Genomic DNA, 13785 nt, shown 5'->3' on the forward strand with positions numbered 1-13785 from the left:
GTAGGGAGTGGGGAGTGGGGGGATGAGGGAGAAGAATTAATAACTAATGCCCAATGCCCCATGCCCCATGCCCAATTTACACAGCCTTCTTGCCCATAATCCGCAAAAATATCTTCTCCGATTCAATCCACACAAACATTAAGGCACTGAAGCCAATACAAACCCCCAATTCCTCTAGACTCAGATAGTGAGTACCAAAGAAATCTCGCAGGGGTGGGACGTAAACTAGCATCAGCTGCAAAATCGTGGTGACGACAACAGCAGCTAGTACAAAAATATTCGAGAAGGGATTCATCTCAATGGCCAGTCGGTTATTAGAGCGAATGGCGATCGCATGACCCATTTGGGCTATACACAAGGTAGTAAATACCATTGTTTTCCAAGTATTGCGATCGCGCTCATAGCCGGGGGCATGGGTATGTTGATAAGCCCACCACATCAAAGTAATACTGATAATGGCGAATATTATCCCAATGCGAATCATATAAGAACCCAATCCCCTAGCGAAAATACTTTCGCGGGGGCTAAAAGGCGGACGTTGCATTACATCTGGTTCTGGAGGTTCTACAGCTAACGCCAAGGCTGGTAAACCGTCTGTTACCAAGTTCATCCAGAGAATTTGTAAGGGTGTCAGGGGAACGCCTCCCAAACCAATCAAGGGTGAAGCTGCAATTGTGAGAACTTCGCCAATGTTACTGCCCAGGATGTATTTAATAAAACGGCGGATATTGGTATAAACTACTCTGCCTTCCTTGGTGGCGGTGACAATGGTGGCAAAGTTGTCATCAAGTAACACCATATCGCTGGCTTCTTTACTGACATCGGTGCCAGTGATGCCCATTGCAATCCCGATATCAGCTTGTTTTAGGGCTGGGGCATCGTTAACGCCATCACCTGTCATCGCTACAAATCTACCCCGGCGTTGCAGTGCTTGGACAATTCGCAGTTTGTGTTCTGGGGAAACCCTGGCATAGATGCTTACCAAGTCAACGTTTTGCTCTAATTCCTGGTCACTCATCCGTTGCAATTCTTGACCTGTGAGGACACGATCGCCTTCTTTGGCAATTCCCAAATCCGTAGCGATCGCTCGTGCTGTTAATTGGTGGTCGCCAGTAATCATGACTGGGCGAATGCCTGCATCTCGACACTCTTGGACTGCTGCCCTCACCTCTGGGCGTGGCGCATCTAACATTCCTACCAATCCCAGCCACACCAAGCCTTGCTCAGATGTCTCGTCTGAACCTTCCGGTGGGATTTCCGTCAGGGGTTTGTAGGCAAAACCTAGCACCCGCAAACCTTTACTCGCCATTTTGTCATTTTCTGCCAAAATTTTCTGGCGTTGTTCTTCAGTCAAAGTACCCGTGTCATTACCCAAATGAAGTTGAGTACAACGTGCCAAGGTTAACTCTGGTGAACCTTTGGTAAACATTAAGTAAGGTTCAGATTGGATAAAACTAGCGATCGCTGGGTCAACACCCCTGGGAGATGCTTCACCTGTGGCGACTTCTTTCACCTGAGAAATCACGCTCATTCGCTTGCGTTCCGAGGAAAAGGGAAACTCGGCAACGCGAGGTAACTTACTGTTCCACTGGTCTTTTTCGATTCCGGCTTTTCCCGCCAGGGTGACTAATGCTCCCTCTGTGGGATCTCCTAAAATTGCCCATTCACCTTTTTCTTTTTGCAACACCGAATCATTACAAACGGCACAAGCGACTGACATCGCTGAAATTTCTGGAAACTCCTCTAGGGAAATTTTTTGACCATCTAACTGAAAATCCCCTGTGGGAGCATAACCTTCGCCGGTGACGCGAAAAGTTTTGTTATTTGTGTAAACCGATTGCACCACCATTTTATTTTGAGTCAGGGTGCCGGTTTTATCAGAACAGATGGTAGTTACAGAACCCAGTGTTTCCACTGCTGGCAATTTGCGAATCAAGGCATTTTGACGTACCATTCGCTGAGTTCCCAGTGCCAAGGTGACGGTAATTACAGCTGGTAAACCTTCTGGCACCACAGCAACCGCCATACTCAAGGAAATTTCCAAGAGTTCTTGGATGTTTTTAAAACCTTGATCCTTGATCACACCGCCGACAACAACGATCGCTACGAGAATTAAAGAACCCGTAACTAGGACATTGCCCAGTTGAGTCATCCGTCGCTGTAACGGTGTCGGCTCACTTTCCACCGACTGCAACATCGTGGCAATTTTGCCCAATTCTGTTGTCATGCCGGTGTTAGTCACCAGAACTTTGCCTCGTCCTTGGACGACTTCGGTTCCTTGAAAGACTGAATTGATCCGATCGCCTAAATCTGTTTCTTCTGGTAATTTTAGTGTTGCCTGTTTGTTGACAGCATGGGCTTCACCCGTCAGCGCCGACTCTCGTATTTGTAAATTAGACTGTTCGATCAAGCGTCCATCTGCGGCTATCTGCATCCCAGCTTCCAGCAGCATTACATCCCCTGGAACTAAATCCTTGGCTGCTATCTCCACCAGTCTGGTGTCGCGCATCACTCGCACTAAGGGAGAAGTCAGTTTTTTCAGGGCTGCTAGGGCTTTTTCGGCACGGCTTTCTTGGACGTAGCCGAGTATGCCGTTGAGAATGACAATTGCTAAAATAGCGATCGTATCTTTAAATGGCACTTCACCAGGCTTTAGGGTGCCATTTCGCCAACCCCATAGGTCTATAAGCCCAGAAATGAGAGCTACGCCAATCAGCATCAACAACATAATGTTCTTGAACTGATCCAGCAGAATTTCCCAAGTACTACGGCCAGCAACTTCTTGTAATTCGTTGGGGCCGTATTTTTCCAACCTCTGTTGAATATCTTGGGGTGTTAAGCCACTGTCTGCGTTACTATCGAGCAGGTCTAACGCTTTATCAACTTCTAAACTATGCCAAACGGCGGCAGTTTCAGGCAGAGAATTAGCAGACATCGTGTAGTTCACAGGAAATGGTTACAGAATTCGATCATAATTTAGTGAGGGCTGGAAAACCATCTCTTAAAGTTACATTAAGGCGATCGCCCAGCTGTATGAGTGTATCTGTAATTCTTAATATTTGTAAATTCTTCTGATTTTGAAATAGTATTATTTCTCACGAAAGAGTTTTTTGGAACAAATTTTACCGATAATTGTCAGTACCCGCTCTAAACGTGGCGATAAGCCCCAGATGAGAGGTTTTTACACTTCCCACAAGGTTTTATGAGTTTTACACTCCCTACTTTGACCGTTAGCCAGATGTTTGGGCAAAAAACAATTCGACCGCTTACTGCTGCTGCCTTGTCTGGCATCACTTTCATTAAAGATAGACTAATTGCTATTGACAGGATTAAAGGGCATCTACTGGAGATTAATCCCACCTCCGACAACAGCAAAATTCTCAATCCCCATCAAGTTAAAGAATTTACCGATGTCACTGGTTTAGCGGCGTGGGAAGATACTCTATGGGTCAGCCGAGAAAATAGTGTTTACTTTTGCAACCTCAATGCTTTGGTTTTGGAAGAGTTTGTGACATTGCCTTATCCGGCTGACGGTGTTGCGGTTTGGGAAACAGCAGTTTATGTCAGTTGCCAAAAGCTAGGCTACGTCCTGATTTTTGACCGCGAAACGCGAAAAGAGATTACCAGATTTTATGCCCCAGGCGTTGGGATAGAAAATTTGGCAGTTAGTCAAGAAATGCTGTGGATTTGCGATCGCACCGAACAATCAGTTTACGCGATGGATAGGGCGACAGGAGAACTTCAATTTAGTGTCCTAACACCCTTTGAATCTCCCACAGGCATAGCGATTCATAAAAATGGTGAAACAGGCAAAGAAAGTATTTATGTCGCCTACGCCTCAGAGGAGGCTTATATTCGAGATAACCCCAATGCTGATCCAAGTCATGAGTTAACCTTCCGCGATCGGACTTTTATTCATCCTCTGTATTATGATTACCAGCCAGATAACCGCTACGCCCTCTCTAATGGCTATCTCATCGAAATGTCCTATGCTGAGGAAATTGCTCCCTTAGACGAGGTTTCTTTACCTGATGTAGAATGGCGGATTGCCCTACCATCGGAAACTGAGCGTCAAAAGGTGAAACACGTTGAACCCATTGGTAGATCCTTTACCGAAGAAGTGATCGGTGGACAGCGTGTAGCAGTCTTTAAATTTGATTCTCTTGCCCCAGGAGAACGGCACATATTTGGGTGGAAAGCACTTTTGGAAGTTCGAGGGATTAAGTATCGCATTACACCCAGAGATGTGGAAAATATACCGCAATTGTCGCCAGAATTAGAAACACGCTACCTACTCGATGACGACGATTTAGCAATGGATAGTACCATCGTTCGCCGTGCCGCCAGAGAAGCGATTGGTACTGAAACCAATGTGCTGCGGAAAATGTACAGCATCCGCAACTACGTATATGATCAGTTATCCTACGGCATAAAACCTTACATTGACACGCCAGATATAGTTTTAGAACGTGGCATTGGTTCCTGTGGTGAATATGTCGGAGTTTTACTTGCTCTATCTCGTTTAAATGGCATCCCCTGCCGCACCGTCGGTAGGTATAAATGTCCTCCCCATAGTGACTTAGTAGGAGTACCCCTACAACCTGACTTTAATCATGTTTGGCTGGAATTCTACGTCCCGAATTTTGGCTGGTTGCCAATGGAATCAAATCCTGATGATGTAACTGAAGGTGGGCCTTATCCGACGCGCTTTTTTATGGGCTTATGTTGGTATCACATTGAAATTGGTAAAGGTATCACCTTTGAAACCGTGACAAGTCAAGGTACACGGCTAACCAAAGAAGATATCCCCATCGGTGATTTGGCGATAAATCATATTCGGTTCACAATTCTTAAAGAATTACCGCCTTTTTAAATTAGGGTATTGGGCATTCTGGAAAGGCGCTGAGAAAGCGAGTAATGGCGTGGCAAGGCTAAAATGTTGCAAAAAGTAGGTTGGGTGGAGGCTTTGCGTAACCCAATATAATGCACTATTTTAGCCTTGCCACGCTAGTAGGGTGTGTTATGCCGTAGGCTAACGCGCCTTAATAATCTCTGATTAACCACAATTTTCGTCAACTTCTAAACTCTTGTTCCTATTCAAGTATTCTTCAAACAATTCAAAAAATTTCTGTAGTGCCTCATGCTCATCTACAGAATAGAAAAGAATTATTTTAGACCATGACTGACCTGACTTAATGCCATATTTTTCTTCAATCCATGATTGAAAACCTTCAAATTCTCTTTCTTGACTGGTTGGAGGTAAAGCAACTTCTCTTTTAGCAAGTATGTATCCTCTTAAATACATATCAAACTTAGTAATTGAAGCAGTACCTAAAAACATACCTGGACTTTTTTTAATACGCCCTATAATCTCGTAGAGATTGTAATCATATATTCGGGGCTTCAAATCATCCACATTAAATTTTAAATTTTCTCCAATTTCATTACTTTCATTTTTTGAAATCTTCTCCCGTTTCAAAAATTCATCAAATAGGTTAAAAAAACTATAGAAGGCACTTCTCTCGCTCCCGCCAAAAAGAATTATTCCCGCCCATGATTGTGAAACCTTAGTTTTTGCTCTTTCTTGTATCCACTCTTGAAATCCTTCCATTGCCCAACCTTTCTGAGTAAACCCCAATTTACTTAGAGTGCCTAAATACCCAATCAAAAATGAGTGAAGACAAGTAATCGAGGGTTTATCTAAATATAGAGTGGGGTTATCTTTGATATCTTGGAGAAGTTTAGCAAGATTATTCATATTGATTACCTTCACCTAAATTTAAAATGAGTACCCTGATTTCCGAAAACTTGCTCCGTTATATTCCTTGCTATAAAATGTGAGATTATTCATCCACTGCTCCTTTGTTAGTCCATCACTATGGTGGTTGTCAAAAACTTTTTCTTCTCCATTTATTTTAATCGCAATTCCTTCATGATGCCCATTAATTGAAATAGCATCTGCACTTACTGGGAGACTATTATCCATAATGTAATCATCTTCTGCCTCTTGTTTCGTCGTATCAAGTTTAATGCGCTCTCCATGAATACCTTGCTCTCTCAAGTAAGCTTCAATTTCATCAGCACATTCAACACAAAACCAATTTTCATGCTTACTTACAATGTCGCGGATGTCTTGAAGTACTTCAGGAGTAACTTTTGCTGACTCATCAGGTAAACTACTTGCGAATGGAATATTAGGATTGCGCGGTTCTGGATCATTCGTATTTACTATTCCGTCATTATCATTGTCTAGGTCAATTGAATCTGGAATACCATCTTTATCAAAATCAGGAATTCCAGGAAAAGTAAAAAATCCAGACTCCTTTTTCAACAACCGCTCATCTGATGGCGTAAGAGGGTCGTCTGTTTCTTGCCCTGGAATTACAATTGTAGGAGCATGAATCTTATCTCCAGGGTTTAATATGCCTCCTGCTGGCATTGAACTAATTAAACCTTGCCAGTCAGAATTATTTAGTAAATTAACAGCAGCATTGCGTTTTTGTTGAGGCCAATTTTTCCAAGGTAAGTTGGGAATAGTACAATCCGTAATAATTTCACTATGAGAAATTAGTGTGTAGCCATTCCAAACACCATCAAGGACTTGAAAATAACCAGAACCGTCAGTAAACCCTAAAGCTTGACCTGTAAAAGTAAAAGTTGCTTGTGGTGGCAAGCAATTACTTCTAACTACAGCATTAGTCTGCTGACCAGTAGAGATTCTTTCGTACCTATATAGCAGTCCTAAATCATTTGTGAAAATTCTATATCTCTTTCTTCTTTCTTCCCTTTGTGTCCTTGGCGTTCTTGGCGGTTCGTTTCCTTATTTATATTTTTCACGACTCATTTAGGATTGCTATAATTAATTTTCATTGACGATCTGCCAGCACAGACCTCATCTTTAGGATTGGCTTGGCAATATCTATCTTTAGCTTTTTCCTGAGCCTGCTCATTTTGACTCTTGTTCCAGATATAAAAAGCAGCAACTCCAGGTAAGCGCATATTCCCAACAACTGTAGCGCCAGCAACAGTTTGGACAGAAGAAGTAGTAGCTCCAGCAGCTGTAGTAGTGGTAATAGCTGAAGCACCAGCACCCACAGAAGTAGGAGCAGCAATAGCAGGAGCTACTTCCAAGCCTATAGCCGCAGCACATTCAGGTCGAACAGCACAAGCATCCAATGACGACACGAAAGCAAAAGCTAGTTGAGGAAAAACTGCTTTAAATATTAGAAGTAAAAGAAACGTCCAAATTCCAACTAATCTAGATACAGATTTCTTTGTGGTTAATCGCATTAGTTTTAACTCCTCACAGTCCAAGATAAAAGAGGTGCAGCTTACATCTAGTTTGTCTGACATGAGTCGAAAGTGAAGTCAGTAACTATACGATGATTTAGCAGCTGTTTTTTAAATATTGAACCAAGATAAAGAGGTAAAACAATTAGCTGTTAACTCTTAAACTGGGCATTGGATATGATTGAGGCTGCTTAAAATCGGCAAATTCACAGATTGAGCTAAATGGGCAAAAGCGACAGTGAGAACCAGGATTTGGGGGGAAAATTTTACTGAAATTACCACTTTCTTCCTGATATTTTTGCAAATCGTGCTGGTGCTTGTGGGCAACATTAGCTAACTCAAATTTTAAAGATTCTAATTCACTATTATTGATGCTAATTAACTCAGATTTTTTAGCTATTTCTAAATTATAAAATGATGCAACAGCTTTTCGTCCAGGATAAAGATAACGAGCAGCTAACAAGTAAACTAATGCCTGTCGTCGATCAAAAGCCGACTTACCAGTTTTAAAATCCAAAATATGTAAAGTACTATCAGACTCAATAAAAACGCAGTCCATAGCCGCATATAAGCGAAAGCAATAATATTCTTGTTCAATTAGAATCGGTTTGGGAAAGCCTTCATCACCCGGAGTTAATTGGATAATATCTTTATCCAGAAGCAACGGAGCATCGTGATATTTTTTCAAAATTTGCAACACGCGTTGCTGGACTTGATCGCTTGAGTTGGCTAATTTAAGTAGCTGTGCAACTCTTTCTACACCATCTGATTGCTTCAGGAGATAACTGTGATGATGAAACTCATAAATGCCTTTTTGGGCGAGTATGCCAATGCGCTGGGGTGCGGTGGCTTGCGCTAAAAGTACTTTGACTTGTGGTTCGTGTTGCCGCGCTTTGATAAACCCCCGTCTCATCTGGCAATGCCAGCGTTCTTGCCCGATCGCTGGGGCAATTAGAGACCAAAGGTGATAACTGGCAAAAGGTCGATCGGGGGTTGACATTGCTCAGAAACAGTGAGAGAAAATACAGTGGGGAGAAGTTTAAGCTAAAACTTCCTTAAAAAAGAACTTCGGGAGATACTTGCTGCTACACACGCTTTGCGGGAAGCTTTTATAGTACTGATAATGTACGGGAGCAAGTGGCAAAAATGTCCAGCAAGATAAAATTTGGCACCGATGGATGGCGAGGAATTATTGCCGATGACTTTACATTTCCCAACGTGCGGAAAGTAACAAGGGCGATCGCTACTTATTTAGAAACAGCCTACACAAAAGATAGACCAGTACTTATTGCCTACGATACTCGCTTTTTAGCTGACCAGTTTGCTCAAACAGCAGCCCAAGTACTAGCAGACTTGGGTTGGAATGTCAAAATTACTGATCGGGATTGTCCCACACCAGTAATTGCCTACAACGCCCGCCACCTAAATTCCGCAGGAGCGTTGATGTTTACTGCTAGCCATAATCCAGCACCCTACTGTGGAATTAAATATATACCCGATTATGCTGGGCCTGCCACTCCAGAGATTACTGATACTATTGTGGCAAATATCGAAAGTGCATCGGATGAGTTGCCTGGAAGCAGCCCATCAGGTTCAATTTCGATGTTTGATCCCAAACCTGATTACCTGAAATTTATCTACACTCTACTTGATGTCGAAAAAATCAAAAGCGCTAATTTAAAGGTAAAGTACGATGCCCTTTATTCTACCTCTCGCGGTTATTTAGATGAAGTTTTGCAACATAGTGGCGTTCAATTAGAAAGTTTCCACGATTGGAGGGATGTGTTATTTGGCGGTGGGATGCCAGAACCCAAAGGAGAACAATTAGTTGAGTTAGTGGAAGCAGTAGTTCGCGATCGCGCTGATTTAGGTTTAGCAACCGATGGAGATGGCGATCGCTTTGGTATCGTTGATGAACAAGGAACCTTCCTCACTCCTAATACTGTGCTGCTAGTTCTAGCACGTCATTTAATCAAAAACAAAGGTAAAACTGGTGCAATAGTCCGCACTGTGGCTACAACCCACCTGCTGGATAATTTCGCTGCTAAAAATGGGCTGCAAATTTATGAGACAGCAGTTGGTTTTAAATACATCGGCGAAAAAATGCGCCAAACTGCTGTATTAATTGGTGGAGAAGAATCAGGCGGTTTGAGTATTATCGGGCATATTCCCGAAAAAGACGGGATTTTAGCCGATATGCTGGTGGCAGAAGCGATCGCTTATGAAGGCAAACCCTTAAGTCAACTTGTCAAAGAAGCGATCGCTGAAGCCGATGGCCCACTTTACAACAACCGCCTTGATTTGCACCTCACAGAGGCGCATAAAACCGCCGTCATCGACTCCTTTACCAAAAATCCCCCTACAGAGGTAGCAGGAATTAAAGTCAAGGAAGTGGGGCGTAAAGATGGTATTAAGCTCTATTTAGAAGAGGGTAGCTGGGTTTTACTGCGTCCTTCCGGTACAGAACCACTGGTGCGCGTCTACCTCGAAACCAACACTCCCGAAAAACTCACCAAAATCGCCCAAGAGTTAGAGAGTGCCATTGCTAAACTAGAGGCAGTAGCAGTTTAATAATTTAGACTTAGGAGTTAGGAGTTATAAGTTAAAAATTATTAACTCCTAACTTTTATTAAGATATGAAAACTTTCGCTCCTTTTTTGACATCTATAGTTGTGGCGGTTTGGGTAATAGCGATCGCAATTATTTCAGTCCAAAATGCCACACCCGTATCGTTAAAATTCTTAACATTCCAATCGATTCAAATACCAATGGGTTTAGTGCTAGCTTTTAGTGTCGGTGTAGGGTTAGTTGGTATGGCACTGCTGCAACCTCTCTGGGGACTTGCTGGTATTGGGCAGGGTAATTCTCGATTGGAAGATGATGCAGAATTTTTTGTTGATGATGAAGATTTTTAGGGTTTGAATAGCTGTGCAGTACCAGAACATTATTACAATCGAACCAGGAAAACGAGGTGGTAAGCCTTGTATTCGAGGAATGCGAATTACTGTATACGATGTTTTATCTTATCTTGCCTCTGGCATGACCTACGAGGAACTGCTTGATGACTTTCCTTATTTGACACAAGAGGATATTTTGGCTTGCCTAAGCTATGCAGCTGATCGAGAACGGCAAATGCTGACAATGCAAGCGTGAAGTTATTGTTTGACCATAACTTATCACCTCGGTTAGTTGATCGACTGGCTGATATGTACCCAAACTCTCAGCATCTTTTTCTCATAAGCTTAGATCAAGCAGATGATCTAACTGTTTGGGATTATGCCCAACAAAGTGGATTTACTGTTGTAACGAGAGATGCTGATTTTAACGAGTTGAGCATTTTACGAGGATTTCCTCCCAAAGTGATTTGGATTCGTTATGGCAATTGTTCAACCAGACAGATTGAAGAGATTTTGCGATCGCATTTAGAGGATATCCAAGCTTTTGACAAAAATCCAGATTTGGGAGTTTTGACACTGTATTAGATTTAGAAACTATGGAAGCTGAGTATGATTTTAGTCAGGGTAAGCGGGGAGCAATTGAACCAACACCAACAGGTAAAACTCGAATTACAATTTACCTAAATGATGAAGTATTAGCATGGTTTCGTGACCAAGTTCACGCAGCAGGTGGGGGAAATTACCAAACTTTTATTAACGATGCTTTGCGTGAGTATATTCAGCAGCGCCCTGAACCGTTAGAAGAGACATGACGGCGAGTATTGCGAGAGGAACTTGAGCGCATCGGAAAATGAGGATATTTTGGTTTACCTAAGCTATGCAGTTGATCGATAACGGCTATGAGTGCAACTTATACAGCAGATTTTAATTTGTGGATTGAACAGACAGCGCAACTATTGCGATCGCATTGCTGGCAAGAAGTTGATCTAGAACATCTGATTGAAGAAGTTGAAGGCTTGGGCAAAAGTGAACGGCGAGGTATTGCCAGTCAATTAACTCGCTTAATGTTACATCTGCTCAAGTGGCAATATCAACCCCAGCGTCGCTCAGATAGTTGGCTGGATTCTATCACCGATTCTCTGGATGAAGACTGGCTACCGGAAGTAAGCGATATTTGATAAGTGTATTGGTGGCTGTGTGGTATGAAGCGCACGACGCAGCCAATTAATATGAATCGGTGAGTCTTGCAAAAGTCGCTTTTACCTCTTCATCACTAGCAAAGTCTTCAGAATCCGCTTCAGCAATCCCCTTTTGAATCTCCTTGATTTGCCACTGATATATCTCTAGATAAGCGGCTATCGCCTCATTAATTACGTAGCTGCGATCACGGTTTATTCTGGCTGCGATCTTATCAAGTGCAGCTTTGCGATCGCTATCTATCTGAAACGTAATATTTTCTTTGCTCATCGTCTTATGAAAGTTGTATTGCAATATGTGGCAATGCAACATAATTATAGTGGCGATCGCTATTATCTCAGAGAGCCTCTAGCCTATAAGCCTCGCACTACATGAAAAAAACCTGCGTTGGCAAGCTTTTTTAGAAAATTTTGGGAGAGCGATCGCGCTGTTATAAAATCAAAATGTCCATTCGTGATTTGGATCATCTAGGGCGGCGCGAACAGAAGCTAAATTTGCAAGGTCTTTGAAGGGGCTAGATTTAGCTATTTCTGTAATTTAGTTTAAGGTAAGGGCTAGTTGGTCATTACTGCCGGATGCGATCGCATTGGTTAATCGCAATTCGCCAACATAATCACTATCTGTAGAAATGTATATCTATACGCGGTACTATAAATCATGTTTGCGCGTAAGTACTGAGTTAATCGATATATATCTTAAGGAGGTAGAAAAATGGATATTGATAACCTGGCTCAAATTTCCAAACGAGATTTGGAAATCATTCAACTACATCAGTTTCAACAACCCATCTTCTGTTGTAATGTCACTGCAATTGCCTATGCCTTTACCGCATTGGGATATCTGACAACTGTTGATGACATTTTCTATGCCACCCAACTGCCGATCGCATCGGTTCTAGATGATGGCATGACGCTAGCAGAAACCTACGACACCTGTCGAACTTACCTTGAAAAAAAAGGATTACCGTTGTCCATTCGGATAGAGCATTTTGATAAACCGAGTATGACGCTTGAAGCATTCATCCGTGAAGTTGAAGCCGCCGTTAATGATGAAAATGATGTCCACATTCTTAACTTCAATACCCGTATTGCCCATGAAAATCCAAGTTTAGAAGGTGGTCACTTCTCCTTATTGGCAGACTATGACTCGAACACTCAAGAAATCACCATTGCAGATACAAATCCCAAACGGTATACCCGGTTTTGGAGATGCCCAATTCAGCTTCTATATGCCGCTTGCGTGGACAAGGATTCCTCATCGAATCGCTCTCGTGGCATGATTGTGCTGCGTAGAAAAAAGGAAGCTAATCTAGCAGGTAATGGAGTAGTTCATCCATCAGAAATTGCCTTAAACGCTCTTCATTCTGATAATGGTTGAGTGTTAAAGCGAGTTGACAATCCACTAAGCGCTTGTAACCTGTAAGCCTCGCATAACATTAAAAAAGCCTACGTTGGCAGGCTTTTTTAATGTTGTGCCAGAGCGATCGCGCTGTTATAAAATCAGAATGTCCATTCGTGATTTGGATCATCTAGGGCGGCGCGAACAGAAGCTAAATTTGCAAGTTCTTTGAAGGGGCTAGATTTAGCTATTTCTGTAATTGAGTTTAAGGTAAGGGCTAGTTGGTCATTATTGCCGGATGCGTAGGCGTAGCCCGCCGAAGGCATCGCATTGTCAACGACAGCAAATAAAGCGCGAAAGTTTTCTGCACGTTCATCAAAAGAGCGATCTAGATACGCCATCAGTAACTCTCGCTGGGCGTTAATCTTAGTAATTGTTTCGTTTTCCCAAGCCTCAATCTCTCGTCTCTTTGTCTGTTCCTGTTCGGCAATTATTTTATATTCAGTATAAGCTGAAACCATCTGCTGTAAACATTCAGCCGGATTGATAAATTCCTTGACTACTGTAGTAACTTTTTTGGACGACATTTCTAATTACCTCCCCAAGTACGATACTTGGCTTGTATAGTCGCAGTAATCCGCCGTCTTACTTATTCCATAAAGTCTCTTGCTGCTTCAATTTTAACGATCGCAGTGTTGACCTCAGCGTTGTACTGCCAAGAGGAATTACATGGGTTGTTGAGAAAACAAAAAACAGCATCAAGTCTTGAACGGATTCAAGCTTTGTATTTGCTGAAAATAGGACAGGTGAAAACAATACAAGATGTGGCGGTGGTAGTAGGAAGAGCAAGGGTAACGGTACAAAGATGGTTAAAGGATTATCAAGAGTCAGGAATCAACGGTCTATTATCAATGAAAAAGAGTCCAGGGCGACCAGCAATTATTAGCTTACAAGTAAGAGAGCAGCTAGACAAAGAGCTTGAACAATCAGAAGGATTCACGCATTTATGAGGAAATACGAACATGGTTAAAAGCAGTAGAAGGGATAGAAGCATCATATAAAG

General features: G+C 42.4%; 16 protein-coding genes. 9 read left to right on the forward strand and 7 right to left on the reverse strand.

From position 1 onward, the window contains the following. Window positions 1–76: 76 nt before the first annotated feature. Window positions 77–2935, reverse strand: a complete 2859-nt coding sequence (locus tag F8S12_RS26965; RefSeq protein ID WP_196519377.1) for a cation-translocating P-type ATPase — start codon at window positions 2933–2935, stop codon at window positions 77–79. A 267-nt stretch (window positions 2936–3202) separates the two neighbouring features. On the opposite strand from F8S12_RS26965, the gene F8S12_RS26970 reads away from it, so the two are divergent. Beyond that, entirely contained in the window at window positions 3203–4873 is a 1671-nt protein-coding gene (locus F8S12_RS26970; RefSeq protein WP_196519364.1) for a transglutaminase-like domain-containing protein, read from the forward strand. 183 nt (window positions 4874–5056) lie between these two features. Here F8S12_RS26970 and F8S12_RS26975 read toward each other — a convergent pair whose 3' ends face one another. The 4 genes from F8S12_RS26975 to F8S12_RS26990 form a co-directional block, all read right to left on the reverse strand. After that, entirely contained in the window at window positions 5057–5758 is a 702-nt protein-coding gene (locus F8S12_RS26975) for a hypothetical protein (protein ID WP_196519365.1), read from the reverse strand. Between the two features lie 21 nt (window positions 5759–5779). Beyond that, the gene (locus F8S12_RS26980) at window positions 5780–6673 is read right to left on the reverse strand and encodes a papain fold toxin domain-containing protein (RefSeq protein ID WP_196519366.1); all 894 of its coding nucleotides are present in this window, start codon (window positions 6671–6673) and stop codon (window positions 5780–5782) included. A gap of 167 nt (window positions 6674–6840) precedes the next feature. Next, window positions 6841–7290 carry a hypothetical protein gene (locus F8S12_RS26985; RefSeq protein WP_196519367.1) on the reverse strand — a complete coding sequence of 150 codons (450 nt, stop codon included), beginning with the start codon at window positions 7288–7290 and terminating at the stop codon, window positions 6841–6843. Window positions 7291–7435: 145 nt separating this feature from the next. Beyond that, the gene (locus F8S12_RS26990) at window positions 7436–8290 is read right to left on the reverse strand and encodes a PD-(D/E)XK nuclease family protein (protein WP_196519368.1); all 855 of its coding nucleotides are present in this window, start codon (window positions 8288–8290) and stop codon (window positions 7436–7438) included. Between the two features lie 146 nt (window positions 8291–8436). Between F8S12_RS26990 and F8S12_RS26995 the strand changes: the two genes are divergently transcribed. From F8S12_RS26995 to F8S12_RS27020, 6 genes are all read left to right on the forward strand, one after another. Then, window positions 8437–9861: a phosphoglucomutase/phosphomannomutase family protein gene (locus F8S12_RS26995; RefSeq protein ID WP_196519369.1), complete on the forward strand. Its 1425-nt coding sequence runs from the start codon at window positions 8437–8439 to the stop codon at window positions 9859–9861. Between the two features lie 65 nt (window positions 9862–9926). Beyond that, window positions 9927–10205, forward strand: coding sequence for a LapA family protein (locus F8S12_RS27000; protein WP_196519370.1), 279 nt, complete (start codon window positions 9927–9929; stop codon window positions 10203–10205). A 13-nt stretch (window positions 10206–10218) separates the two neighbouring features. Beyond that, entirely contained in the window at window positions 10219–10443 is a 225-nt protein-coding gene (locus tag F8S12_RS27005; RefSeq protein ID WP_012412401.1) for a DUF433 domain-containing protein, read from the forward strand. Further along, complete coding sequence (locus F8S12_RS27010; RefSeq protein ID WP_196519371.1) at window positions 10440–10772, forward strand: DUF5615 family PIN-like protein; 333 nt, start codon at window positions 10440–10442, stop codon at window positions 10770–10772. Before F8S12_RS27005 ends, F8S12_RS27010 begins: the two co-directional genes overlap by 4 nt. A gap of 11 nt (window positions 10773–10783) precedes the next feature. After that, complete coding sequence (locus tag F8S12_RS27015) at window positions 10784–10999, forward strand: BrnA antitoxin family protein (protein ID WP_196519372.1); 216 nt, start codon at window positions 10784–10786, stop codon at window positions 10997–10999. Window positions 11000–11086: 87 nt separating this feature from the next. Beyond that, complete coding sequence (locus tag F8S12_RS27020) at window positions 11087–11365, forward strand: DUF29 domain-containing protein (protein WP_196519373.1); 279 nt, start codon at window positions 11087–11089, stop codon at window positions 11363–11365. A gap of 46 nt (window positions 11366–11411) precedes the next feature. Here the strand turns inward: F8S12_RS27020 and F8S12_RS27025 are convergent, their stop codons facing one another. Further along, window positions 11412–11654 (reverse strand): CopG family ribbon-helix-helix protein, encoded by a 243-nt coding sequence (locus tag F8S12_RS27025; protein ID WP_196519374.1) that lies wholly within the window; start codon window positions 11652–11654, stop codon window positions 11412–11414. A 441-nt stretch (window positions 11655–12095) separates the two neighbouring features. On the opposite strand from F8S12_RS27025, the gene F8S12_RS27030 reads away from it, so the two are divergent. Beyond that, a complete protein-coding gene (locus F8S12_RS27030; RefSeq protein WP_196519375.1) occupies window positions 12096–12761 on the forward strand; it encodes a phytochelatin synthase family protein in 666 nt (221 codons plus the stop codon). A 122-nt stretch (window positions 12762–12883) separates the two neighbouring features. Here the strand turns inward: F8S12_RS27030 and F8S12_RS41025 are convergent, their stop codons facing one another. Beyond that, entirely contained in the window at window positions 12884–13309 is a 426-nt protein-coding gene (locus F8S12_RS41025; protein ID WP_230968302.1) for a hypothetical protein, read from the reverse strand. A gap of 27 nt (window positions 13310–13336) precedes the next feature. On the opposite strand from F8S12_RS41025, the gene F8S12_RS27040 reads away from it, so the two are divergent. After that, complete coding sequence (locus F8S12_RS27040; protein ID WP_196519376.1) at window positions 13337–13732, forward strand: helix-turn-helix domain-containing protein; 396 nt, start codon at window positions 13337–13339, stop codon at window positions 13730–13732. Window positions 13733–13785 lie beyond the last annotated feature (53 nt).

Origin of the sequence: Nostoc sp. WHI (assembly GCF_015714725.1) — a bacterium.
In the GTDB taxonomy this organism is placed as follows: Bacteria; Cyanobacteriota; Cyanobacteriia; order Cyanobacteriales; family Nostocaceae; genus Nostoc.